Origin of the sequence: Rhizobium mongolense USDA 1844 (assembly GCF_000419765.1) — a bacterium.
Lineage (GTDB): Bacteria > Pseudomonadota > Alphaproteobacteria > Rhizobiales > Rhizobiaceae > Rhizobium > Rhizobium mongolense.
On sequence record NZ_ATTQ01000005.1, the window covers coordinates 295040 to 317124 of the forward strand.

The 22085-nt window shown below is 59.3% G+C and carries 27 protein-coding genes; 11 read left to right on the plus strand and 16 right to left on the minus strand.

The window, feature by feature from the left end:
• Positions 1 to 84: 84 nt before the first annotated feature.
• Complete coding sequence (locus tag A3C3_RS0111625; RefSeq protein ID WP_022714780.1) at positions 85 to 294, minus strand: DUF2842 domain-containing protein; 210 nt, start codon at positions 292 to 294, stop codon at positions 85 to 87.
• Between the two features lie 111 nt (positions 295 to 405).
• Between A3C3_RS0111625 and A3C3_RS0111630 the strand changes: the two genes are divergently transcribed.
• A complete protein-coding gene (locus A3C3_RS0111630) occupies positions 406 to 1509 on the plus strand; it encodes a COX15/CtaA family protein (protein ID WP_022714781.1) in 1104 nt (367 codons plus the stop codon).
• A 21-nt stretch (positions 1510 to 1530) separates the two neighbouring features.
• Here A3C3_RS0111630 and A3C3_RS0111635 read toward each other — a convergent pair whose 3' ends face one another.
• The 4 genes from A3C3_RS0111635 to A3C3_RS0111650 form a co-directional block, all read right to left on the minus strand.
• Positions 1531 to 2322 (minus strand): sulfite exporter TauE/SafE family protein, encoded by a 792-nt coding sequence (locus A3C3_RS0111635; RefSeq protein WP_022714782.1) that lies wholly within the window; start codon positions 2320 to 2322, stop codon positions 1531 to 1533.
• 21 nt (positions 2323 to 2343) lie between these two features.
• On the minus strand, positions 2344 to 3276 hold the full coding sequence (gene argC / locus A3C3_RS0111640) for an N-acetyl-gamma-glutamyl-phosphate reductase (protein WP_022714783.1): 933 nt from the start codon (positions 3274 to 3276) through the stop codon (positions 2344 to 2346).
• 78 nt (positions 3277 to 3354) lie between these two features.
• Positions 3355 to 4308, minus strand: coding sequence for an agmatinase (speB, locus tag A3C3_RS0111645; RefSeq protein WP_022714784.1), 954 nt, complete (start codon positions 4306 to 4308; stop codon positions 3355 to 3357).
• Positions 4309 to 4389: 81 nt separating this feature from the next.
• The gene (locus A3C3_RS0111650; RefSeq protein ID WP_022714785.1) at positions 4390 to 5181 is read right to left on the minus strand and encodes a phenylalanine 4-monooxygenase; all 792 of its coding nucleotides are present in this window, start codon (positions 5179 to 5181) and stop codon (positions 4390 to 4392) included.
• A 152-nt stretch (positions 5182 to 5333) separates the two neighbouring features.
• Here A3C3_RS0111650 and A3C3_RS0111655 point away from each other — a divergent pair, with 152 nt between their 5' ends.
• Entirely contained in the window at positions 5334 to 5795 is a 462-nt protein-coding gene (locus tag A3C3_RS0111655) for an Lrp/AsnC family transcriptional regulator (protein WP_022714786.1), read from the plus strand.
• Between the two features lie 75 nt (positions 5796 to 5870).
• Here A3C3_RS0111655 and rpsI read toward each other — a convergent pair whose 3' ends face one another.
• From rpsI to A3C3_RS0111670, 3 genes are all read right to left on the minus strand, one after another.
• The gene (rpsI, locus tag A3C3_RS0111660; protein ID WP_022714787.1) at positions 5871 to 6338 is read right to left on the minus strand and encodes a 30S ribosomal protein S9; all 468 of its coding nucleotides are present in this window, start codon (positions 6336 to 6338) and stop codon (positions 5871 to 5873) included.
• 2 nt (positions 6339 to 6340) lie between these two features.
• Complete coding sequence (rplM, locus tag A3C3_RS0111665) at positions 6341 to 6805, minus strand: 50S ribosomal protein L13 (protein WP_022714788.1); 465 nt, start codon at positions 6803 to 6805, stop codon at positions 6341 to 6343.
• A gap of 229 nt (positions 6806 to 7034) precedes the next feature.
• Entirely contained in the window at positions 7035 to 7460 is a 426-nt protein-coding gene (locus tag A3C3_RS0111670; RefSeq protein WP_022714789.1) for a PaaI family thioesterase, read from the minus strand.
• Positions 7461 to 7533: 73 nt separating this feature from the next.
• Here A3C3_RS0111670 and A3C3_RS0111675 point away from each other — a divergent pair, with 73 nt between their 5' ends.
• Positions 7534 to 8364 (plus strand): enoyl-CoA hydratase, encoded by an 831-nt coding sequence (locus A3C3_RS0111675; protein ID WP_022714790.1) that lies wholly within the window; start codon positions 7534 to 7536, stop codon positions 8362 to 8364.
• 249 nt (positions 8365 to 8613) lie between these two features.
• On the opposite strand, the gene A3C3_RS0111680 is transcribed toward A3C3_RS0111675, so the two are convergent.
• Complete coding sequence (locus A3C3_RS0111680; protein ID WP_022714791.1) at positions 8614 to 9450, minus strand: EamA family transporter; 837 nt, start codon at positions 9448 to 9450, stop codon at positions 8614 to 8616.
• A gap of 474 nt (positions 9451 to 9924) precedes the next feature.
• The gene (locus A3C3_RS0111690) at positions 9925 to 10248 is read right to left on the minus strand and encodes a hypothetical protein (RefSeq protein ID WP_022714793.1); all 324 of its coding nucleotides are present in this window, start codon (positions 10246 to 10248) and stop codon (positions 9925 to 9927) included.
• 97 nt (positions 10249 to 10345) lie between these two features.
• Between A3C3_RS0111690 and A3C3_RS0111695 the strand changes: the two genes are divergently transcribed.
• Together A3C3_RS0111695 and A3C3_RS0111700 are read left to right on the plus strand one after the other, a co-directional pair.
• Positions 10346 to 10774, plus strand: coding sequence for a CoA-binding protein (locus A3C3_RS0111695; RefSeq protein WP_022714794.1), 429 nt, complete (start codon positions 10346 to 10348; stop codon positions 10772 to 10774).
• Positions 10775 to 10878: 104 nt separating this feature from the next.
• Positions 10879 to 12162, plus strand: coding sequence for an O-acetylhomoserine aminocarboxypropyltransferase (locus A3C3_RS0111700; protein WP_022714795.1), 1284 nt, complete (start codon positions 10879 to 10881; stop codon positions 12160 to 12162).
• A 245-nt stretch (positions 12163 to 12407) separates the two neighbouring features.
• Here the strand turns inward: A3C3_RS0111700 and A3C3_RS46035 are convergent, their stop codons facing one another.
• Entirely contained in the window at positions 12408 to 12596 is a 189-nt protein-coding gene (locus A3C3_RS46035) for a hypothetical protein (protein ID WP_022714796.1), read from the minus strand.
• 137 nt (positions 12597 to 12733) lie between these two features.
• Between A3C3_RS46035 and A3C3_RS42570 the strand changes: the two genes are divergently transcribed.
• Complete coding sequence (locus A3C3_RS42570; RefSeq protein WP_022714797.1) at positions 12734 to 12949, plus strand: OST-HTH/LOTUS domain-containing protein; 216 nt, start codon at positions 12734 to 12736, stop codon at positions 12947 to 12949.
• Positions 12950 to 13424: 475 nt separating this feature from the next.
• On the opposite strand, the gene A3C3_RS38185 is transcribed toward A3C3_RS42570, so the two are convergent.
• Positions 13425 to 14144, minus strand: coding sequence for a Fic family protein (locus tag A3C3_RS38185; RefSeq protein ID WP_022714798.1), 720 nt, complete (start codon positions 14142 to 14144; stop codon positions 13425 to 13427).
• A gap of 1073 nt (positions 14145 to 15217) precedes the next feature.
• Here A3C3_RS38185 and A3C3_RS0111725 point away from each other — a divergent pair.
• Positions 15218 to 15412, plus strand: coding sequence for a hypothetical protein (locus tag A3C3_RS0111725; protein ID WP_022714800.1), 195 nt, complete (start codon positions 15218 to 15220; stop codon positions 15410 to 15412).
• Between the two features lie 107 nt (positions 15413 to 15519).
• Here A3C3_RS0111725 and A3C3_RS43525 read toward each other — a convergent pair whose 3' ends face one another.
• Complete coding sequence (locus A3C3_RS43525; RefSeq protein WP_312866133.1) at positions 15520 to 15870, minus strand: nucleotidyltransferase family protein; 351 nt, start codon at positions 15868 to 15870, stop codon at positions 15520 to 15522.
• Between the two features lie 699 nt (positions 15871 to 16569).
• Here A3C3_RS43525 and A3C3_RS0111735 point away from each other — a divergent pair.
• Entirely contained in the window at positions 16570 to 16914 is a 345-nt protein-coding gene (locus A3C3_RS0111735; protein ID WP_022714802.1) for a cupin domain-containing protein, read from the plus strand.
• On the opposite strand, the gene A3C3_RS38190 is transcribed toward A3C3_RS0111735, so the two are convergent.
• Entirely contained in the window at positions 16911 to 17402 is a 492-nt protein-coding gene (locus A3C3_RS38190) for a MarR family winged helix-turn-helix transcriptional regulator (RefSeq protein ID WP_022714803.1), read from the minus strand. The two genes, A3C3_RS0111735 and A3C3_RS38190, sit on opposite strands and share 4 nt — an antisense overlap.
• A gap of 151 nt (positions 17403 to 17553) precedes the next feature.
• On the opposite strand from A3C3_RS38190, the gene A3C3_RS0111745 reads away from it, so the two are divergent.
• The 3 genes from A3C3_RS0111745 to A3C3_RS42580 all read left to right on the plus strand — a co-directional run bounded on the left by A3C3_RS0111745 (position 17554) and on the right by A3C3_RS42580 (position 19404).
• On the plus strand, positions 17554 to 18357 hold the full coding sequence (locus tag A3C3_RS0111745; protein ID WP_022714804.1) for an SDR family NAD(P)-dependent oxidoreductase: 804 nt from the start codon (positions 17554 to 17556) through the stop codon (positions 18355 to 18357).
• A 289-nt stretch (positions 18358 to 18646) separates the two neighbouring features.
• Positions 18647 to 18979 carry a DUF1194 domain-containing protein gene (locus A3C3_RS47900; RefSeq protein ID WP_051154454.1) on the plus strand — a complete coding sequence of 111 codons (333 nt, stop codon included), beginning with the start codon at positions 18647 to 18649 and terminating at the stop codon, positions 18977 to 18979.
• A gap of 8 nt (positions 18980 to 18987) precedes the next feature.
• Positions 18988 to 19404, plus strand: coding sequence for a DUF1194 domain-containing protein (locus tag A3C3_RS42580; protein ID WP_051154455.1), 417 nt, complete (start codon positions 18988 to 18990; stop codon positions 19402 to 19404).
• Between the two features lie 17 nt (positions 19405 to 19421).
• Here A3C3_RS42580 and A3C3_RS0111755 read toward each other — a convergent pair whose 3' ends face one another.
• Together A3C3_RS0111755 and A3C3_RS0111760 are read right to left on the minus strand one after the other, a co-directional pair.
• On the minus strand, positions 19422 to 20666 hold the full coding sequence (locus A3C3_RS0111755) for a cytochrome P450 (protein ID WP_022714805.1): 1245 nt from the start codon (positions 20664 to 20666) through the stop codon (positions 19422 to 19424).
• 50 nt (positions 20667 to 20716) lie between these two features.
• Positions 20717 to 21970, minus strand: a complete 1254-nt coding sequence (locus A3C3_RS0111760) for a GGDEF domain-containing protein (protein WP_028739577.1) — start codon at positions 21968 to 21970, stop codon at positions 20717 to 20719.
• Positions 21971 to 22085 lie beyond the last annotated feature (115 nt).

Genomic DNA, 22085 nt, shown 5'->3' on the forward strand with positions numbered 1-22085 from the left:
AGGGCGAGCGCCTTCATTTGGCTTAAATGCAAGAGGGCAGACCGTCTTTTCCGCGGATCACGGTTATTCCGGCGTTAACGGCGTTCACTTCTGCCGCGGACCGGCCATCCATTTGATGATCAGCATCGCCGGCAGGACCCAGACAAGGCCCGTCACCGAAAAATAGAGGAGGTGGACCCACCACGACGATTCCCCAAGCGTCGCGACGGCAATCGTGTTCGCCAGAAGCGCATAAAGAAGCACGAGAACGACAATGAGGATCGTGCCGATGAATTTGCGCAAGCGGACGGGCATGAATTCTCTTTCCGGCGTATGTGGACCCGCGCGACGGCATGCCGCAAAGGTTCGGGGCTTGTTTTGCATGAGCCGTTGGGGCAAATCAACTGCCGGAAAGAAGGAACAATCATGGCCGTCGCGAACTTGACCACACAACGGGCGATCTTGAGCGAGGTCCGCAGGTTGGACCGGAACCGCCGCGCACTGCGCATCTGGCTGGGTTTCGTGCTCCTCGCGCTCGTCTGTCTCGTCCTCGTCGGCGGCGCGACGCGACTTACCAATTCGGGCCTTTCGATCACGGAATGGAAGCCGATCCACGGCGTCGTTCCGCCGCTCACTGCCGCTGAATGGGAGGAAGAATTCAAGCTCTACCAGCGCATCCCCGAATTCCAGCAGCTAAACAGCGACATGACGGTGGAGGACTTCAAGACCATCTTCTGGTGGGAATGGGCCCACCGGCTGATCGCCCGCGGGATCGGCGTCATCTTCGCTGTGCCGCTTGTCTTTTTCTGGCTGACGGGCATGGTCGAACGGCGGCTGCGCTGGCCGCTCGCCGGCATCCTGGCGCTCGGCGGCCTGCAGGGTTTCATCGGCTGGTGGATGGTCTCGTCCGGTCTTTCGGTGAGGACCGACGTCAGCCAGTATCGCCTCGCGGCGCACCTCGTCATGGCCTGTCTGATTTTCGCCGCCTGCATGTGGATCATGCGCGGCCTTTCCCCGCATTCGAATGACGCCGCGCCTACCGAAAGCTCGCGGGCATGGGCCGCGATAATTGCGATTTTTGCGCTCTTCCAGATCTATCTCGGCGCGCTGGTGGCCGGTCTTGATGCCGGATTCGCCTACAATACCTGGCCGCTGATGGACGGCGCGATCATCCCCTCCGATCTTCTCATCCAAAAGCCCGCCTGGATCAATTTCTTCGAAAACCCGAAGACCGTTCAATTCATCCATCGCGCCGGCGCCTACGTGCTCTTCGGGCTCGCTTTCATCAATATGGTGGTTGCGCTCCGCGCAGCTCCCCAAAGCACGCATGCCCGCCGCGCGGTCGTCCTCTTCGCGCTCGTCACGCTGCAGGCCGCAATCGGCATCGCCACGCTCCTCCTGCAGGTCCCGCTTCATTGGGGTGTCTTACATCAGGCAGGCGCACTGATCGTCTTGGGCTTCGCGGTCGCCAACTGGCGCGGCTTCTACGGTGAGTTTGCGCACGACACGATGATTGCGGAAAGGGACTGAGCAGGAGGTTGCGTCAGGCGTTTACCGTAAAATCCCGTCGAGCGCTGGCATGCCGATGATGGCGGCCGCGGCGATGAGCAGATAGCAGATCAGCCGAAACGTGCTCTCCTTCGCCAAGCCGAACAGTTTCGAGCCGCCATAGAGGCCGAGCGCATAGCCCGGCAGAATGACGAGCGTCAGAGCAAAGACGGCTTGCACGAAAAGCCCTCCGGCATAATAGCTGATTGCGCTGAAACAGGTGGAGACCGAGAAGTAGAGGATGACATTCGCCCGGACGCGGGTGAAGTCGCTCGTGCCGCCGAGCCAATAGGCAACGACCGGCGGGCCGCCAAGCTGTGCCGCGCCGCTGAAAAGACCGGCGATGAGGCCGACGCCGGCACTGAGCGGCGCGCGCGGCTCGCCGTGATGGCGCCAGCCGGACACGAGGAGCGCCAGCAGCGAGATAGCGACGGCGGTGATAATCCAGCGGAGCGTCAAGGTATCCATCAGCGCAAGTGCAACTGTGCCGGCGGGAACGCCGAGAGCCGCGCCGATCGCCATCGCGAAGACTTCACGCCGGTTGGCGCTGCGCCAGGCAGGCGGGATCATCCCAAGTGTCGCAAGCCCGTCGATGAGAAGCAAAACGGGCGAAATCAGCTTCGGGCCGACGATCGCGCCGCCAAGCGGAATGAAGATCAGCGCCGCTCCGAAGCCCGAAAAGCCGCGCGCGAGCCCGGCAATGAAGGCGAAGAAGATTAGCGCATAGATGCCGTGATCCGGCAGCGCAGCGGAAAGCCATTCAGCAACGCCGGCCGAAAGCGTATCGATCGGCATGTCCGCGGGGCTCCGGAAGGTTTAGGAGGCGAGCATAAGGTCCATGTTTTGGACGGCCGCACCCGAGGCGCCCTTGCCGAGATTGTCGAGCAGAGCGACGAGGTTGACCTGACTGGCGCCCGGCGTGCCGAACACGAAGAGCTTCATTGTGTCCTTCCCGGCAAGCTCGACGGCATCGATACGGGCAAGTGTACGACTTTCCTCGAGCGGAACGACCGTGACGATATCCTGACCGACATAATGCGCTGTCAGGGCCGCATGGATGCTTTGAAGCGTCGCATTGCCCGAGAGATCGTCGATATGCAGCGGCACCTGGACGATCATGCCCTGCGGGAACTTGCCGACCGAAGGCGAAAAGATTGGCGCTCGGTCGAGCAGGCCATGGATTTTCATCTCCGGCACATGCTTGTGTGTGAGCGGTAGGCCATAGAGGAAATGCGGCGCGGCGATTGCATCGTCGCGGCTCTGGTCTTCGATCTGTGCGATCATCTGCTTGCCGCCGCCGGTATAGCCGGAGACCGCATTGACGGTGACTGGATAGCCGTCCGGCAGAATACCTGCAGCGCGTAACGGCCGGATGAGGCCGATGGCGCCCGTCGGGTAGCAGCCGGGGTTGGCGACAAAACGGGCGGCCCTGATCTTTTCGGCCTGCTCCTTGTCCATTTCGGCAAAGCCATAAGCCCAGCCGGCATTGACGCGGAAGGCGGTCGACGTGTCGATAACGCGCACATTGTTGTTCGCCGAAATCATCTGGACGGCTGCCTTCGACGCATCGTCGGGCAGGCAGAGGATGGCGATATCGGCGCTGTTCAGCATGTCCTCGCGCATCGCGGCATTGCGGCGTTCAGCCTCCGGAATGGATAGAAGCTCGACATCGCGGCGGCCGGCCATGCGCGTGCGAATCTGCAGACCCGTTGTGCCGTGTTCGCCATCGATGAAGATTTTCGGTGCCATGATAATCCTGCGCTTTCAATGAGTTCGGATTGCTTCCGGAATCAGTGTGCCATGAAGTTGAATCAGTTTGATAACGGCCTAGCGTGCCGCTGCGTGCCTCTCGGCGCGGAGCCCCAGCATATACATCGCGACCGTCGCCCCTGCAATGGCGGTGATATCGGCGTGATCATAAGGCGGCGAGACCTCGACCACGTCTGCGCCGCGGATATCGAGCTGCTGCAGGCGCTGCAGGACCGAAAGGATCTTGGCGCTCGACGGCCCGCCCGCAACTGGCGTGCCGGTGCCTGGCGTATAGGCCGGATCGAGGCAGTCGATATCGAAGGTCAGATAGGCCGGAGCGTCCTTGGTGTGCGAGACGATTGCCGAGGCGATCTCAGGGGCATTCATTTCTTCGACCTGATGGCCGTAGAGAATGCGAATGCCGAAATCCTCCGGCGCGTGGGTGCGGATGCCGATCTGGATGGAGCGGTCCGGGTCGATGATGCCGTCGCGGGCCGCGCGTGCGACGAAGGAGCCGTGATCGATCCGCTGGTTATCATCGAGCCAGGTATCCTGATGCGCGTCGAACTGCACCAGCGCCAGGGGACCGTGCCTGGCGGCATGTGCCTTCAGGAGCGGCCATGTGACATAGTGGTCGCCGCCAAGCGTGAGCAGGAAGGCGCCGCTGTCAAGAATCGTATTTGCCTGCCGCTCTATTGCCGCCGGCGTCTCCTGGTGATTGCCATAGTCAAGCAGGCAGTCGCCGTAGTCGATTACCGCCATTTCGGCGAAGAGATCGCGATTGAAGGGATATTGCGGATCGTTGTCGAAGATCGCCGAGGCGCGGCGGATCGCCTGCGGCCCGAAACGCGTTCCCGGCCGGTTGGACGTTGCCGCATCGAAGGGAATACCCCAGACGACGGCGTCGGCGCCTGTCAGAACCTTGGTGAATCGACGCCGCATGAAGGAGAGCGCTCCGGCAAAGGTTGGGTCAGTGGCCGAGGATGTGAGGCTGGTCGCCATAAAGGCGTGATCGATCGACTTCTCTGCCATGGCGTCCCTCCACATGTTGGCGGGACGTTGGACAATCAGGGCCGACAAGGCAAGCCCCGAACGAAACTAAATTCCCGTCGCTCAGGACGCCTTGGCTTCGAATGCCGGCGGAAAGTCGCCGAGAGCCTTGGCCTCGTTGATGCGGGCACCGATATCTTCCTCGATGATCGACTCCAACTGCGAAAAGCTGTCGATCACGTAGTAGATCGGCTGGACGATATCGATCCGGTAGGGCGTTCTGAGCGCTGTCATCAGGTCGAAGGGCCGGAATTCGCATGCCTTGCCTTCCATTGCCGCCCGCGTCTCGTTGGGCGAGGAGACGATGCCGGCGCCGAAGCAGCGGCGTCCCTGCGGCGTGTTGATGAGGCCGAATTCCACAGTGAACCAGAAAATCCGAAACAGATGCCAGGAATACCCCTTTCCGAGGCCGACGGCCTTCTCGCCGAAGCGGCGGACGAAATTGGCGTAGCTCTGATTGGTCAGCAGCGGGCAATGGCCGAAGACCTCGTGGAAGATATCCGGCTCTTCGATATAATCGATATGCTCGCGGCGCCGGAGGAACGTCGCCAGCGGAAACTTGCCCTGCGACAGCAATTCATAGAAGCGCGACGGTGGGATGAGGGCAGGGACGCCTTGCACGCCGAAGCCGGTGGTTTCGTTAAGACGCCGATTGACGTCGCGAAGCTGCGGAACCTTTTCCGGCTTCAACCCGAGGGTCTTCACGCCGTCGAGATATTCCCGGCAGGCCTTGTCGGCGAGCAGCGTCATCTGGCGCTGATAGAGCTCGCTCCAGATTTGGTCTTCCTCAGCGGTGTAGTGATAGATGCCGTCCGCATCCGGCAAATTCGCCGTGTAGGTGCTTTCCTTGGTCATGGGCGACCTCCCGTCCTCTGATCCAATGAGCCGGGCGATTTCAACCCCCGACTATCATGTCACCATTATATCCCTGGGAACGCGGGTAAACATTTCAGCATTGCCGGATTATGGTTGGAAAATGGGAGAATAATCCGTGAGGAGGGGAAAGAATGAAAGAAAATTTGAAGGGGGCCCGCAAGCTCCTGCAGCTTGTGCAGGCCGGCAGCAGTCTATCGCTCGCCGAGCTGGCGGAAAAGGCCGGCATGTCGCAAAGCACCGCCTGGCGCAAGATGCAGGAACTCGAGACGGAAGGGGTCATTCGCAAGCGTGTGGCGCTCCTCGATCCGGCAAAGCTCGATCTCAAGCTCTGCATCATCGCCCATGTAACCTTGGAGGACCACCACGAAGAGGCGATCGAAGCCTTTGCCGCCGTAGTGCGCGACCGGCCCGAGATCATGGAATGCTATGCGCTATCGGGGACGTTCGACTATATGCTGAAGATCAGGGCGCGCGACGTCGAGGCCTACGAGGCCTTCATGACACGCTACCTGATGCGCAATCCACATGTGCGCAATGTGGTTTCGAGCTTCGTCCTGCGCGAACTGAAGTCGACGACAGAGCTGCCGATCTGAGGGCGGGCGCGAGCGATGGCAAAAAGAAAAGGCCGGGAAAAACCCGGCCTTCGCAAAATCCGTATTCTGGAGCGATTAGCGCTTCGAGAACTGGAACGAACGGCGGGCCTTGGCCTTGCCGTACTTTTTACGCTCGACGACGCGGCTGTCGCGGGTCAGGAAGCCGCCCTTCTTGAGCACGCCGCGAAGGCCCGGCTCGAAATAGGTGAGGGCCTTCGAGAGACCGTGACGAACGGCACCGGCCTGGCCGGAGAGACCACCGCCTGCAACCGTTGCAACAATGTCGAACTGGCCGTCGCGGGCTGCAGCGACGATCGGCTGGCGCAGGATCATCTGCAGGACCGGACGGGCGAAGTATGCCGTGAAGTCCTTGCCGTTCACGGTGATCTTGCCGGAGCCGGCCTTGAGCCAAACACGGGCTACGGCATCCTTACGCTTGCCGGTCGCATAGGAGCGGCCAAGCGAGTCGACCTTGCGGACGTGAACCGGAGCAGCTGCTTCCGACGACGTGCCGAGATCCTTCAGGGAAGAGAGGTCAGCCATTGTCAGGCGCTCCTTACGTTCTTCTTGTTCAGCTTGGCGACGTCGAGGACGGTCGGCTGCTGTGCTTCATGGGGATGGTTGGAACCGGAGTAGACGCGGAGGTTCTTCATCTGGCGACGGCCGAGCGGACCACGCGGGACCATGCGCTCAACGGCCTTCTCGAGGACGCGCTCCGGGAAGCGGCCTTCGATGATCTGGCGAGCGGTGCGCTCCTTGATGCCGCCGGCATAACCGGTGTGCCAGTAGTAGACCTTGTCGGAATACTTCTTGCCGGTGAAAACGACCTTGTCGGCATTGATGACGATAACATTGTCGCCGTCGTCAACGTGAGGCGTGAAGGTTGCCTTGTGCTTGCCGCGCAGACGCATGGCGATGAGGGAAGCGAGGCGGCCAACGACAAGCCCTTCGGCGTCGATGATCACCCACTTCTTCTCCACCTCTGCAGGCTTCTGGGAGAAGGTTGCCATAGTAATTCTCTCTTCTGGATCCCTGTGCCTGAGGGCCAAGGGCGTTTCTTGTTGCTTGGTTTGACGCACCCGAAAGCGTGCCAAAAAGAAAGCAGCCCGGAAAGGCTGCGTTTCTGGCGCGGTGTATAGAGGGAAAGGCCTTAGCGGTCAACATCACCTATCTGAGACGCTGTAAAAAATACCAAACAAAATCAATATGTTGATGATGAGGTAATATGATACCGTAAATTTATCGCGGTGGAATCGAATAAGTTGCCGTCGCATGGGCCACCAACTCGGCCGGATTTTCCTGAAAGATGGCGGCTTCGATAACTGCGAGCCGCTTTCCGAGCTTGAGGATCCGGCAGGTGCAGGTTGTCGGCTGCGGCTTCGGCAGGCGCAGGAAATTGATGTTGAGGCTGGTAGTGACGGCAAGTGCAACCGGGCCGACATGGACAAGCACCGCGGCATAGGCGGTGACGTCCGCCAGCGTGAAGAGGGCAGGACCGGACACGGTGCCGCCAGGGCGCAGATGCCTTTCGGACGGATCAAATCGCGTCGAGACACTGCCGGGCGCAATGTCCGTCACGGTAAAGACGCGCCCGTCCGTGTGGATCTGCGGGAAATCGGTCTCCAGAAACCGGTGGACCTCCTCGATCGTCATGACCGGCTGCATCGCTTCTCCTCGAAATTGCCGATAGCTTGTGACAGAACTGTTAGCACGAAAACGCAATGTAAGGAGTTAGACCATGGCCGAAGTCGTATCCTTCCGGAAGGGCGCAAACGAGGATGGGAGCGTCCTCGTTACCCGCTCGCTTTCCGATGGCGTGCTGCGGCTCACGCTCAACAACCCGCCGGCGAACGTGCTTTCGATCGCGGTGATGGAACTGTTGATGGGCGAGCTTCAGAAAGCCGCTGAAGACAGCGAAGTCCGCGTAGTGGTCATCGCTTCGACCGGCGACGTGTTCTCTGCGGGGCACGATCTCAAGGAGATGACGGAGCATCGTGCCGATGCCGATGGCGGGGTGGCCTTCTTCGAGGAGACATTTGCACTTGCAGCCGATCTCATGCTGGAGATCATCCGCCTGCCGAAACCGGTGATCGCGCAGATCGACGGGCTTGCGACCGCAGCCGGCTGCCAGCTCGTCGTCTCCTGCGACCTTGCGATCTGTACCGACACCGCGACCTTCTGCACACCTGGCGTCAATATCGGGGTGTTCTGCTCGACGCCAATGGTCGCCGTTACACGCGCCGCGCACCGGAAGCAGGCGATGGAAATGCTGCTGACCGGCGAAACGATCGATGCTTCGACCGCCAAGGACTTCGGCCTCGTCAACCGGATCGTACCCAAGCAGTATCTGACGCAGGTCGTGACCAAATACGCTTCCGTCATCGCTTCGAAATCACCGTTGACGCTGAAGATCGGCAAGGAGGCCTTCTACCGCCAGCTCGAAATGCCGACGGAAGAGGCATACAGCCACGCGGCCCAGGTGATGGTCGAAAACATGCTGACTGCAGACGCGGAAGAGGGCATCGGCGCGTTTCTTGCAAAACGGATGCCGCGTTGGACCGGCGAGTAGCGCGCTCGATACTCTCCGGGACGAGTAGACAAGGCCAAAAGGTGAGTCGTGCTGCGTTGAGCGGCGATCGGAAAGGTCAGTGGGCAATGACAATCAATGGCCATTGGCATCGGTGCTTTCGCTTCGAAGACGGGAAACAATCCCAGTTTTGGCTCAATCTGCAATCTGCGTTCGACTGGCTGTTGCAAAACGTGAGGGCGGCGAGCGGATTTCAAACGAGGTATTCCAGCGCAATCTGCCGCGTAGGTCTTACCCGAGCTTCAGGATCAGTCCGCCGCTCGCGATGATCACGCCTGCGAGATAACGCCATGGGCTGGCTTTCTCCTTCAGGACCAGCACCGAAATGATGAGCGCGAAGAGGATCGACGTTTCCCGCAGGGCGGCGACGGTGGCGACGGGCGCCTTGGTCATGGCCCAGAGGGCGACCCCGTAGGAGGCGATCGAACCGGTGCCGCCAATCAGACCGCGCCACCAGTTGTAGCGGACATGAATCGCGACCGCGAGAAGGCCGCGGCGCGAGATCGCCCATGCAAAGAGCAGCACGGGCGGCAGCAGCGCCATCCACAGCGTATAGGACACCGCATTGCCGGAGACGCGTGCACCGATGCCGTCGACATAGGTATAGGTAGCGATGACGCAGGCGTTGACGAGCGCGAGCATGATGGCATGCTTGCTGCCGCTCCGCGCCTCGAAGGCAAGGGTCAGAATGCCGGCGCAGATCGTCATCGTGCCGATGAGCGCGCCGCCCGAAAGGCTTTCGTTCAACACGAAGCCGCTTGTGGCGGTGATGAGGAGCGGCGCGCAGCCGCGCATCAGCGGATAGACGAGGCCGATATCGCCTGCGCGGTAGGCGGCCGCGACCAATTGAAAATACGCAAATTGCAGGACGGCAGACGCGCCGATGAAAGGCCAGGCCGTTGGCTGCGGCAGCGGCAGGAAGGGCAGGAACGGCAGCGCCGCCACTGCCCCGCCGGCCGAAACAAGTGCCGCGTCCAGCGACTTGTTGGTCCCCGCCTTGATGATCGCGTTCCATGTCGCATGCAGGAATGCACCGAAAAGAACGAGCAGAATGACGTCGAGGGGCACGATGCGGACCGGAATGGGAGAAAGGGAAGGCTATCTGGGGAGAATGGGTATGGGCCGTGCTGACGCGAAAATCAATCTTGCGAGCGGATTTTGCAACCGGTGGCTGGTCTCCTGCTTGAAAATGAGAATTGTCATGCTCGGTTCCGGCGTTCACCTGCAGCAACATCGGGGCGTAGTGCGCGCGCTCGAAATACGTTTATTTTGGCTGCTCCCACTCAACTATGAGGTGTTTCTAATAGACCCAAGAACGAAAAAGGAACAAAACGAAGACAAAAGAAGCTTAATAGATGATAATATTTCTCCGCTTAGTCCATTTTCGATTTATACTTCTGTAATATAGAGATTGTTCTATAATTTTGCTATATCGATTTTGATGCAAACCCAAGTAGCAATTCGAGCCGCTTCTGATATACAAAGGCCGGAAGCTGCGTATTTCCGGCTCTTGCGAAATCGTTTTCGCGTCCCGATCCCTTGCTACAGGGAGTGGTTTGGTATGAAGAACATCCCGTCCAGATTGTCGATACTCTGGCAGTTGAGGACAGGGCAGGACCGGTCGTCTCTGGTCGGTATGTTCTTCCACTCCGCATATTCGTTAGCGTCGCAGTACCGGCTGTTGCGGACGTAGCGATCGTAAAGCGGCAGGCCGCGCGGCGAGGTCCAGCGGAAGATGACGGCGCCCTGATTGTGGATGGCGGCGCGGGCACTTTGGCAGGTCATGGACATCGGATTGTAACGGGAGATCGCCAGCGATGGTGAGGCCGCAAGGAAAAGTGCTGCAGCGAGAGCGAGTTTTTTCATGGGTTATTCCTCCTTGGGAACCCGGATGCCTATATATACGCCCGAAGGAACTGTCAGTTTCAACTCTCTGCAAATAATGTCGACTGGAGGAAAGCTGATGAATCACGACCGTTATCCGGACGATTACATTGCCGGAATTTTGAACTCCGTGAAGACGATCGCGCTGACGGGGGCGTCGCCCAATCCGGCCCGGCCGAGCAACGGCGTGATGGGCTATCTCCTGTCGCGCGGTTACAATGTCATTCCCGTCAACCCCGGGCAGGCAGGCAAGCAGATCCAGGGCCAGCTCGTCTATGCCCGGCTTGCCGATATCCCGGTGCCGGTCGATATGGTCGATGTGTTCCGCGCCTCGGAATATCTCCATGGCGTCGTTGATGAGGCCTTGGCCCTTCCCTTGCGGCCGAAGGTGATTTGGTCGCAGCTCGGCGTGCGCGATGATGCTGCCGCAGCAAAGGCGGAGGAGGCTGGCATAAAAGTTGTGATGGACCGCTGCCCGGCAATCGAAATCCCGCGCCTTGCCGCGTGAGTGCACGGATTTTTCTCCCAACGCCCGATGGTTGAAACGCAAAGCGATTAACATTTGCGGATCGTAGTCTATGCTCCCGCCATCGATAGCGACGGGAGGACGACATGGCGACGAGCGATCCGGGTTTCAACACGCTGGCAATCCATGCCGGTGCGCAGCCGGATCCGGAAACGGGCGCGCGGGTAACGCCAATCTATCAGACGACAGCCTTCGTCTTTGACGATTCCGATCACGCGGCATCGCTCTTTGGCCTGCAGGCCTTCGGCAACATCTATACGCGCATCATGAACCCCACGCAGGCGGTGCTGGAGGAGCGCGTTGCAGCCCTTGAGGGCGGTACAGCAGCGCTTGCCGTGGCTTCGGGTCACGCGGCGCAGGTCATCGTCTTTCATACGATCATGCGTCCGGGCGAGAATTTCGTCGCGGCCAGGCAGCTTTACGGCGGCTCGATCAATCAGTTCGGCAATGCCTTCGCGAATTTCGGCTGGCAGGTGCGCTGGGCCGATTCCGACGATCCGGCAAGCTTTGAAAGCCAGATCGATGAGAAGACGCGGGCGATCTTCATCGAGAGCCTGGCCAATCCCGGCGGCACCTTCGTCGATATCGCGGCGATTGCCGAAGTGGCCCACAGGCACGGCCTGCCGCTGATCGTCGACAACACGATGGCGACGCCTTACTTCATACGGCCGATCGAGCATGGCGCCGACATCGTCGTGCATTCACTGACGAAGTTCCTCGGCGGCCATGGCAATTCCATGGGCGGCATCATCGTCGATGGCGGCACCTTCGACTGGTCAAAGTCCGGCAACTATCCGATGCTGTCCACCCCGCGCCCGGAATATAACGGCATGGTGTTGCATTCGACCTTCGGCAATTTCGCCTTCGCGATCGCCGCACGCGTGCTCGGACTTCGCGACCTCGGCCCGGCAATCTCGCCCTTCAACGCCTTCCTGATCCTCACCGGCATCGAAACGCTGCCGCTAAGGATGCAGCGTCACAGCGACAATGCCATAGCGGTCGCCAGATGGCTGAAAGCACACAGCAAGATCGCCTGGGTGAATTATGCGGGTCTCGAAGACGATGCGAACCACGCCCTGCAGCAGCGCTATTCGCCGAAGGGTGCAGGCTCGGTCTTCACATTCGGCGTCAAGGGCGGCTACGAGGCGGGCAAGGCCCTGGTGGAAGGACTGGAGCTCTTCTCCCACCTCGCCAATATCGGCGATACGCGCTCTCTGGTCATCCACCCGGCTTCGACCACTCATCGCCAGCTGACCGACGAACAGAAGACCGCCGCCGGCGCCGGTCCCGATGTCGTCCGCCTCTCGATCGGCATCGAGGACGTAAAGGACATCATCGCCGACCTTGAACAGTCGCTTTCGAAGATCTGAGTCTCCTTCGCAGCAAACGTTTGCAATTTCGCAGACTACGTTTGCCTAATACAACCACAGGATCAGCGTCCGATTCGAGCAGAGTCGAGCGCTGATTTCGTTTCGGAAGGACGGGAGAATTCGAAAAAGTGGGGCTGTCGCGACGGACTGAACCGGGAACGAGGCTGGGACACGTTCGAGCGCGGAATTTCGGATATATCGCATGGAAACCTCGAATAGGATGGGAGCCGGGGCAGGGATGGCCGTCAGCGTATCCGTCGGATCGAGGTCTCCGGGCCAATCAGGGTTTCGTCCAGTTCGACATCGAGGAAACCACGCAGGGAATAACGGTTTACGGTTTCGGAGAGCGGAAAACGCCCCGACCCTTCATCACGGCCTGCGACAAGTTCGTGTACGTGGATGTCCTCGGTGGCGCAGCCGAAGAGCCGCCGCAAGGAAGGCCGCCGGCAAAGACGAAGGCTACGGACACGCCCAGTAAATCCGTTGTGGCCCGACGAAAGTCGTGCCGGACAAACTTCCACCTGCGCAGGGTGGAGCAGCAAGTGGCAAACTTGATGGCGTCGCACTAAGCATGATTCAAAAGGCCGTGGAAGCTTCGGCAGATGAAGACGGTCGCGCCAATCTTGCGCGTGTCGGTGACCACTTGGCCAAGCAATCCCCCGACTTCGATGCCCGCAACTACGGATTTGCGCGACTGTCCGACCTTGTAAAGGCGTCGGGCATCCTTGAAGTCGAGCGAACGGGAGAGCACCCGAAGGTGGTCATGGTGCGACTCCAGAAGCGCTAGTCTAGGTCCGCCGTCGCCCCGCGATTCCAGATGCATTGTGCGGCGTGACGCCGCGCGCCCCCATCTAGTGGTGAATAAACCTAGAGTTTCTTTCATCAATCGGAGTTACTTCCGGATCGCGGCCCTTCAGTGTATACCCCGCGACCAAGGAGAGCTGGGGGGCTTTGTTGGAATTGTCATTTTCGCCACGCGCATTCGGGCTACTCCGCTGCCGGCTGGCTCGATTCCCGTAAGAGTTCAGGTTGGGTGCCGCCCCGTTTTCGTAAATCGATCACTGCGCGGCAGACACGATATTTTCCTGACAGAGTTAGTGAATACCAAGTAGTTTCACGACGTTCACCCGATGCAATTCAGGATTGACCATATGTAGCAAATGCCACGGGGACAGTTTCTCGGACGAATGAAAGCTAACACGCACGGCGTGCATCCCACTCGTAGCTGTCCGGTAAGGCTCCATTTTTTAGATCAGGCCAAGTCAGAGACCCAAGCCGTTCTTGTTGGCGAGTGCTTGCCAATAGTCGTCGGGCGCATAGACGCCATTTCTGTTGGTGATCTTGAGAGGGGCATTTGGCATCGTCAGCCGGGCTTCACGGGAATCTTCGCAGAAGGCGTAGGTCTTGGCCCAAAGGTCGATGGCCGCTGCGGCCGTCGACGCTGAGCACGCCGCTGACACGCGCTGGCAGAACTCCAGGTTTCGGACGAAGATCGACGGCTCGTCTCGTCGCGAAAGAGCGCGCAGCGAATCCACATAGTCATCTCGGAAAACGGTAGGTACGACGATACGGGACAGGTTGGCCGACAGAAGCTCGCGGGTCATCAATATGCGGCTGATGCGCCCGTTGCCGTCATTGAAGGGATGGACTTCCGCCATCATATAATGAAGGAAGAGCGATCTATGGAAAGGGTCCTGGATGCTCGCCATCATGGCGTGGCCCTCCCTCAAAGTTCCTTCGAGGAGATCGGGAGTGACGAAGGATGTGTCGCCCGCGCGGTTGGCCTGCGTCGTGAACTGTCCTGGCTTGATGCCGGGACGGCTTTCGATCAGGCGGCCGTGCCGTGTTCTGATCTCGTCCTTGAATTCTTCAAAGCTCGTGCGCGACGGAGGTCGTTCAACGCGCTCGACGAGTTGCAGGTAGGTCCCCAGGACGTCATGGCCATCCTCCGGCCGATCGTCCGGAATCTTCCCCTCGAACACGATTTCCGTAGCTTGCTCAGAATGGCAGGAAATCCGTCACGTTGCCGTAGACGGCGAAATTCACATTGCCGACGTGAAAACAGCGAGCGGTACCGTCATCGAATTCCAGCACTCGACGGTCTCGCCGCAAGAGAGGGGATCGCGAGAAGCCTTTTACGATCCCATGGTCTGGATTGTGGACGGCACGCGTCCCAAACGAGACCTGTCGTCGTTCCGCCAGGAAATCTCGACCTGCTCCCCATCGGCCGAGACTAAAACTCGGGCATGGCCTGTGGGATCGCGCAACAGCAATCATCGAACGTTGGCGGGGAGGGAGCCGCCCCTTGTTCCTGGATTTTGGTGACGCGGAATTTCCAATGCCTTGGCTACCCGCGACGGGAGTGCTCTGGCTGCTGAATTACGTTCCCCACGCGAGCGAGTGATCGTGATCCCCGTTCTCCGGCAGAGCTTGATCGACCACCTGCTATCGGGAACGCCGATCCAGGGGTTTGCGAGGCCAATGCCCGCTCCATCGCCCAGATCGCCATTGCCGGGGCTTGATGCGTATCTGACGAGAGCCCGGGGGCGTCGATTTCGATTTTGAAGTAATTAGACGTCCGGGCGCAACTTGCGAAACCCTCGAGTTTATCGGTCCCTTAACATCTCAGGTCCGTGGTCCTTTCGATGAGAAGGACGTGCAACAAAGGCTATCTAGGTTTAAAAGTAGAAGTGACCGTTTGATTGCCCCGACGAACGTACATCATTTGTTACTTCGCACCTGCGGTAATTGTCATACGATTCAAAACGCTAAATAACCACAAAAATCAGTTGCTTGCTCGAAGTTTCTCGACTACGTTTTTTACAGAAGAGTTCAGAAATACCGGCCCTCGCCGGCGATACTCAGTGGTCGTTTGACGTCGCTTGAGGGAGGATGATGACGTTGTTTGCCCGACTTCGTTTCTTCGCAATGGTGCAGCGAGTGCGTGATCTCGTCTCGATCCGATACCGAACTACGACGGCAATCTGACGCGTCATAAACCCTTTGTTCCACTTTTCTAAGATGGTGCTCCCGTGTGGCGCGCCCGAGGTTTGTTATGCAAAAGCAAGCTGTCGTATTCAACGGTCAGGAAGTCGGGATCGCGGTCCCTGTCGAAAACCGCCTCAAATTCATCGCTGTCCGCTTCAATATCATCGACTTGGACAACAGGCTCTTCGACACGGTTGCCGAAATCCGGCGCGCCATTACAGAGCATCTCGCGTCCAGCGGTCGGGCGATCACCTCGCACTGAATGGCAGGAGATCCTCGCACTGAATGGCAGGAGATAATGGAGCAAGTCCCACAAAGATGGACGTTCGCCAAAATCCAGGCTCAAGGAGCGACGGAGAGCCATGGCCATCAAGTCTTGTAGTCCTGACATTTCCTGAGAAATAGGTCCGTTTGAGGGTTGTTTGGATTGATGCGCAGAATGCCATTCCGCATGTCGCCGAGCCCATCCGGGGCATAGACCTCGCCACTCCTGATGCCGATCCCGCATTGCGTGCAGGCGATCAGGTAGCGGTCAATCCCGTCTTCAACTCGCGTCAGCGGCGGACAAAGGGAACCGAATTTCTGTTGATACCAGAGGTGAACACGGGCCTGGTTCCCCGGCTCGTTCCCACTTTTGAGATTCCATACGGTTTGAAATAAACAGCCTGCGGTCAGAGTACCCTGAGGCAGTCCCAGATCGGGAGAACTTCCAGAAGCCAACGGTTTGTCTCGTTTCTCATTATCTGTTCGACAAACTGTTGTTCAGAAAATGACATGATTCCATCGCTCCTGTGTTCGCCCAATGTTCTGATCGATGTGATGGTGTGTCAACGTGGTCGGCGTACCGACTCGACTCCCGATGAAGGCCCATGAGCTTGGCCATCATTATTGTCACCACCTGGGGACGTCCGGTGATCCGCTCAAGGAGCTAGCAGCGGCCCGCTTCGCCGGACCTGCGATGCGCCTATCTAAAATGAGCCTTGATGCCGCGCTTAGTGCGGTTCCAATCCTCGATGAGCGCCCGTCGAAATCCCATCCAGGGAGGGCTGATCGGGTCAAGGCGATCACCGAAGGATGGAACGATCCGGCGAGCGGGAAGAAGTGCTAAGGCCGATAGCTGCATGAGATGCGTTTTTCAGTTGCGCACAACACCACGATGAGCGAGCCTTGAAGCAGAAGGGTCGATCTCCCGAATCCTGAACGCCAGCCCCGCTCCAGCCGACACGCGCATGATTTCTTTGGTCGCAATGCACGCTTTTCTCTGGTTGCAAAATTGAACATAGGCATGCTGCGATCGGCCATTAGATGAGCATGGGTATGCTGCGAATGTGCTGGACGTATCCTGCGAACAGATACAAAATCGCCAAAGATTTCAATCAATCGCGCGCAGACGTTTGCTGCGAAGGACACTGAGATCCCATGGCAAACCACATCACCTTCAGCATAGACGGACGGGAGCCCGAGTTCGGCGCCCCGGATGCGGACCGCATCGTTTCCGGCAATCCGCGGTTCCGCACCTGGAACCTGGAGGAGGCCGAAGGCGGCCTCTATTCGGGCATCTGGGAGGCGACGCCCGGCAAATGGCGCATTTCCTATGACGAGTGGGAATATTTCAACGTGCTCTGCGGCCACTCGATCGTCACCGAGGACGGCGGCGAGCCGGTGCATCTGAAGGCAGGCGACCGGATGATTCTAAAGCCCGGTTTCAAAGGAACCTGGGAAGTCGTTGAAACGACTCGCAAGGATTATGTGATCCGGGTTTAGGACGCAGAGCCTCCGCCCTTTGCAGGGTCGGCGACGAATGTCTTTGCAAAGTCCGGCGAAGCGATGCGGTTCATCGCATTGCGCAGCGCTGCCGATTCCTCTTCGCCGAAGGCGTTGTCGAAACGCGAATGCGCCTCGCGCCAAAGCAGATGCGCCTCTTGCCACTTTTCGACGCCGATCTCCGTCAATCCTGCCCGTTTCACGCGGCGGTCCTTCTCGTCAGGCACGAGTTCCAAAAGCCCGTCGCGGATGAGGGGCTTGAGTGTGTGTCCGAGTGCGGAAAGATCCATCACCAATCCATCGGCCAGGGATTTCAGGGAAGGGTTGCCGTTGAAGTGAATCTGGCTGAGCAGGCCGTATTGCGTCGCCTTGAGCCCACTTGGTGCCAGCACATCGTCATAGAGCTGGCCGAGTTGCCGGGTGGCGCGGCGTAATGCGCTGTTGCTGCAATAGGCCCAGCTTTCAAAGCCTTCTGTCTTCCCGTCCATAGTCGCTCTCCTGAGGCGATGTCTGCGGATTGTTGACGATCAGTCAATCGCCACTCTTGAATTTTTCCATCGGTTGCTCTTGCGGAAAACCAGGTTTCGGTCATTATAGTGGCATATACCACTAAATTTTCATCTCGGAAAGGATTGATCAATGTCTCGCTCGTCTCTTGGAACTGCACTCGTGACCGGCGCCTCCTCGGGGATCGGCGCGACTTATGCCGATCGCCTGGCAAAACGCGGCTATGATCTCCTGCTTGTCGCCCGCGATGCCAGTCGCCTGAATGCGCTTGCCGAAAAGCTGACGGCAGAGCAGGGCATCAAGGCACAGGTGCTGCCGGCCGATCTCACGGAGCGCGAAGATGTCCGCAAGGTCGAACAACGGCTGCGTATAGATGAAGACATCACGCTTCTCGTCAACAACGCCGGAATCGGTCCGAAAGGCGCGCTGCTGGAGGATGATATCGACTATCTCGAAACGATGATCGAATTGAATGTCGTAGCCGTGAACCGGCTCGGCATCGCCGCGGCGCAGACATTCGCCAAACGCGGCAAGGGCTCCATCGTCAACATCGCGTCGGTCGTAGCGCTGATCGCCGAGCGTTTCAACGGCACCTACAGCGCCACCAAGGCCTTCGTGCTCAATCTGACGCAGGCGATCAACGCCGAAGCGGGGCCAAAGGGCGTGAAGGTCCAGGCCGTGCTTCCCGGATTGACCCGGACCGAAATTTTCGACCGCGTCGGCAGCTCCTTCGATCGCTTCCCGCCGACGATGGTCATGGACGTGACGGACATGGTGGATGCGGCACTGGCAGGCTTCGATCAAGGCGAACTCATCACCATTCCCTCTCTTCCGGACAATGCCGACTGGAACGCGTTCACCGCTGCCCGTTCGGCGCTTGGCCCCAACCTCTCGCACAACCACCCGGCCGCCCGCTATGGTGTCCCGGGGGCCTGAGGCGGCGCGCCTGTCGTGGGACTGCGGCGAACCAACGCAGTCCCAAGTGCCTCTTTTTGAACGAGTTTAGCGTTCCGTTTCGATCGAGGCGCTAATTCGGAAGTATTACTACAGCTGACTGCGAGCAAATCACGTTCGCTCATTATATTATAATTAGCTAAATTTACTTGGGTTCCACTATTGAACCGTCATCCGGCCCGATCTTCGCTCGGGCAATTTCGTCCGCACGCCTCTTTTCACGCAATCAAACAACTCACTCAATCAATCAACTCTTTTTGGGGAGGGTGACATGCAGGTGTGGAGGGAAACATCCAGCGGGCACCGCCATATCGCTGAATTGCTTGCCGGTCTTTTTATGGCTGCGACAATATTCGATGTCGCCGTGGCCGGCGAGCTTGTGGATATGCAGCTGGTGATTGCGGCGGACGTATCGACATCAATGGATGCGCAGGAAAAGGCGCTGCAGCAGCGGGGCTTCGTCGAAGCGTTCCGGCGCCCGGAAATCATCGAGGCGATTGCAGCAGGCAGGAACGGCCGGATTGCCGTCACTTATGTCGAATGGGGTGGCGACGGACAGGGAAGGCTGGTCATTCCAAGACGGATTCCTGGCTGTTTTCGCTGAAGCTTGAGGTGAGTTTACCGGCAAAGATACACCGGGGCACGTCCATCAGCGGCATACTTTCCTATGCCGATTACCTGATCCGCTCCAGCGGCTATGAGGCGACGCGCTCGCTCATCAATATCTCCGGCGACGGCGTCAACAACAAGGGGCGTGATCTCATGCCCGTCCGCGCCGGCGTTTTTGCCCGCGGCATCACCATCAATGCTTTACCCGTTGTGTACGGCGGATTGCTGGGCGATGAAGAAGAAGCCATATCGCCCGAAAATTTGCTTGCCTATTTCCGGAGCGAGGTGATCGGCGGACCAGACGCCTTTGCTGAGCCGGTCGCAGAAGAATATTCGCCGGCAATCTATCGCAAGCTTTTGCGCGAAATCTCCAACATGAGCGAAATCGCAGCGATCGGCGATAAGACCCGGCATCGCTGAGCGTTGGCGGACAATCGTCACCACGCCAGATCGAGCGCATCCAGCCCGTGGAAGTGGTAGACGTCCTTCACAGACGGCGTCTTCGCCAACTCGAGGCCCGGCAGCCGTTCGAAGAGGATCGGCAGGACGACGTTGAGTTCGAGCCTGGCGAGCGGCGCGCCGATGCAGAAGTGGATGCCGGCCCCGAAGGAAAGGTTCGGCGCTTCGTTGCGGTCGGGTCTGAACTTCAGCGGATCGGTGAATTTCGCTGGATCGAGATTGGCGGCGGCAAGGATCAGGCTCACCTTGTCGCCGCGCTTGAAGGAAATGCCATCGATCTCGACGGGCTCCAGGGCCCAGCGCTGGAAGATATGCACCGGCGCGCAGATACGCAGCGTTTCCTCGACCGTGCGCTCCGTGGCCGCTTCGTCTTTGAACAGTTCGGCGGGATTGCAGCCGCTTTCCAGGATGACGCGGACCGAGTTACCGATCTGGTGCACGGTCGCCTCGTGGCCGGCATTGAGGAGCACGATCGTTGTCGAGACCAGCTCGGCATCGGTCAGATACTGGCCCTTGTGCTCCGTGTGGATCATGTGCGTCAGCAGATCGTCGCGCGGGCTGGCGCGGCGCTCGGCAATCACCGTCTTCACATAATCGGAAAATTCGCTTGCGGCTCGCTCGGCGCCGTCCTCGTCTTCGCGCGTGCGGCCGAAAAGATACATGCGGATATAGGCATGTGACCAGGCAAGAAGCTGCGGTCCCATCTGTTCCGGAATGCCGATCATGCGGGCGATCATCGTCACCGGGATGATATCGGCGAAGGCAGAAAGCAGTTCGACCTCGCCCTTGTCCTCGAAGCCGTCGATGAGCTTGTTCGCGAGCTCCACAAGCTCCGGCTTCATCTTCTCGACATGGCGGGAGACGAAGGCGCGGTTGACGAGAGTGCGCAGGCGCGTGTGCTCCGGCGGCTCGAGTTCGAGCAGCGAGTAGCGCTCGGCCAGATCGAAATTCGCCAGATGCTGCTCCGGCTCGGCAAGGCCCAGCTCTTGGCGGGTCGCGATATGCAGGATCTGGCGGCCGAAGCGCCGGTCGCGCAGCAATCCGTTCACATGGTCGTAGCCGGTGAAGAACCACTGCTTCTGCTGTTCCCAGTAAAAGGTCGGACAATGGCAGTGCAGCGCCGCATAGACGGCGTTCGGATTGCCGTAGAAAGCCGGATCGCTGCTGTCGAGGGAAACGCGGCGGGTGGCGGGATCGATCGAAAAAAAAGGCGCTATCATCATGTATGGAGGCTTAGCGGATTTGACTGGCCCCGAAAAGATGGATCGGAAGGTCAGCCGGCGCGCGACAGCGAGCCCATCCGCCGGAGCGCGTCGACCTGATCGTCAACCGTCGGGACCAGCTCGCCGGCGTTCTTGTCCATCACCGCAGGTGCGGGGGCCGCAGCTTCTTCCGCTCCGAAAATGACGCTGCAGTTCCGGCCAGCGGCCTTTGCCGCATAGAGTGCCCGGTCGGCTGCGGAAATCAGTTTGCCCATATTGGTTTCGGCCGCAGAGCTCAGCGCAATGCCGATGCTGACGGTAGCCGGCACGATCGCCTCGCCGGTTGCGACCGGCACGCGGCAGAATTCAGTGCGGATCGATTCGGCAAGCGCCTCTGCCTCCATCTGGTCGGCAACGATCGCGAAGGCCGCGAATTCCTCGCCTCCCATGCGGCCGAAGATGTTGTCCGGCACGAACTGGCGCGCGGTCCGTGCAAAAGCCGAAAGAACGGCGTCGCCCGCCTGATGGCCGAAACGGTCGTTGACGCGTTTGAAATGGTCGAGATCGAAAAGCAGGACTGCGATCTGCCGCTTGTCGTCGAAGGCCTTCTCATGCATTGCATCGAACCGGGCGAAAAGGCCGCGGCGGTTCCAGACACCGGTTAATGAATCGGTAAGGCTCAAGGCGCGCAAGTGCTTTTCCGAACGTTCCATGATCATCCGGCAGGTGAATGCGAAGGCGATCGTCAGCAGGAAGGCGCTCGCCATGGCAGCCGCGCCGCTGTAGTTGGTCGCTTCCGCGTCGCTCGGCAAGGTCACGGCCATCGTCAGAGCCACGGCAAAGCAAAGCCATGCCTGGACGATGAAGACGGCGGCAAGTTTGCCGCGCGTCGGTTCGCGGCGCACGCCGGCGCTGCAGACGGCCATGGCAAGGCCGGTGGCGCCGGTCGCCGAAGCAAGATTGTAAAGGATGACGCGGTTGCCATAGTCGCCGTTGACCCAGGGCAGGTAAACGCCGGCAAGCCATATCGCCGGCGGCAGTAGCGCCCACCATTCGATCTTCCGGCGATCGAGCGCCATGAAGCCCGCGACCCAGGCGCTCTGGCCGAGGAGTGCGGTCGCGTTGCCCGCCTCGATCGACAGGATATCGGGGATTTGGCTGCGCAGTGCGATCATGGCAAAACCGGTGCCGCTCAACAGGAAGCCGAGACCCCAATAAAGAAAGGCCTTGTTGCGGACGTTATGGCGCCAGGCCATGAACAGCAGCAACGCGAGCGTCATGGCTTCCGAACACCAGATGGCTAATCCTGTAGTAATATTAAACACGGCAACACCCCTTGGAATGCGGGCATTTTCGCCGCCGAAATTCTCCAGTCGATTAATGCCGGAACGCCTTCTGCCCTATATTCGCCATTAGGCTTTCCACAAGGTAAACCGCCTC

Coding starts and splice junctions, on each gene's coding strand:
- A3C3_RS0111745 (WP_022714804.1), top strand. CDS start 17,554: ATGTCTCGCTCGTCTCTTGGAACTGCACTCGTGACCGGCGCCTCCTCG.
- A3C3_RS0111625 (WP_022714780.1), bottom strand. CDS start 294: ATGCCCGTCCGCTTGCGCAAATTCATCGGCACGATCCTCATTGTCGTT.
- A3C3_RS0111630 (WP_022714781.1), top strand. CDS start 406: ATGGCCGTCGCGAACTTGACCACACAACGGGCGATCTTGAGCGAGGTC.
- argC (WP_022714783.1), bottom strand. CDS start 3,276: ATGGCACCGAAAATCTTCATCGATGGCGAACACGGCACAACGGGTCTG.
- A3C3_RS0111670 (WP_022714789.1), bottom strand. CDS start 7,460: ATGCAGCCGGTCATGACGATCGAGGAGGTCCACCGGTTTCTGGAGACC.
- A3C3_RS42570 (WP_022714797.1), top strand. CDS start 12,734: ATGATTCAAAAGGCCGTGGAAGCTTCGGCAGATGAAGACGGTCGCGCC.
- A3C3_RS0111725 (WP_022714800.1), top strand. CDS start 15,218: ATGCAAAAGCAAGCTGTCGTATTCAACGGTCAGGAAGTCGGGATCGCG.
- A3C3_RS0111755 (WP_022714805.1), bottom strand. CDS start 20,666: ATGATGATAGCGCCTTTTTTTTCGATCGATCCCGCCACCCGCCGCGTT.
- rpsI (WP_022714787.1), bottom strand. CDS start 6,338: ATGGCTGACCTCTCTTCCCTGAAGGATCTCGGCACGTCGTCGGAAGCA.
- rplM (WP_022714788.1), bottom strand. CDS start 6,805: ATGGCAACCTTCTCCCAGAAGCCTGCAGAGGTGGAGAAGAAGTGGGTG.
- A3C3_RS0111635 (WP_022714782.1), bottom strand. CDS start 2,322: ATGCCGATCGATACGCTTTCGGCCGGCGTTGCTGAATGGCTTTCCGCT.
- A3C3_RS0111735 (WP_022714802.1), top strand. CDS start 16,570: ATGGCAAACCACATCACCTTCAGCATAGACGGACGGGAGCCCGAGTTC.
- A3C3_RS0111695 (WP_022714794.1), top strand. CDS start 10,346: ATGAATCACGACCGTTATCCGGACGATTACATTGCCGGAATTTTGAAC.
- A3C3_RS0111655 (WP_022714786.1), top strand. CDS start 5,334: ATGAAAGAAAATTTGAAGGGGGCCCGCAAGCTCCTGCAGCTTGTGCAG.
- A3C3_RS0111690 (WP_022714793.1), bottom strand. CDS start 10,248: ATGAAAAAACTCGCTCTCGCTGCAGCACTTTTCCTTGCGGCCTCACCA.
- A3C3_RS38190 (WP_022714803.1), bottom strand. CDS start 17,402: ATGGACGGGAAGACAGAAGGCTTTGAAAGCTGGGCCTATTGCAGCAAC.
- A3C3_RS0111650 (WP_022714785.1), bottom strand. CDS start 5,181: ATGACCAAGGAAAGCACCTACACGGCGAATTTGCCGGATGCGGACGGC.
- A3C3_RS47900 (WP_051154454.1), top strand. CDS start 18,647: ATGCAGGTGTGGAGGGAAACATCCAGCGGGCACCGCCATATCGCTGAA.
- A3C3_RS0111700 (WP_022714795.1), top strand. CDS start 10,879: ATGGCGACGAGCGATCCGGGTTTCAACACGCTGGCAATCCATGCCGGT.
- speB (WP_022714784.1), bottom strand. CDS start 4,308: ATGGCAGAGAAGTCGATCGATCACGCCTTTATGGCGACCAGCCTCACA.
- A3C3_RS0111675 (WP_022714790.1), top strand. CDS start 7,534: ATGGCCGAAGTCGTATCCTTCCGGAAGGGCGCAAACGAGGATGGGAGC.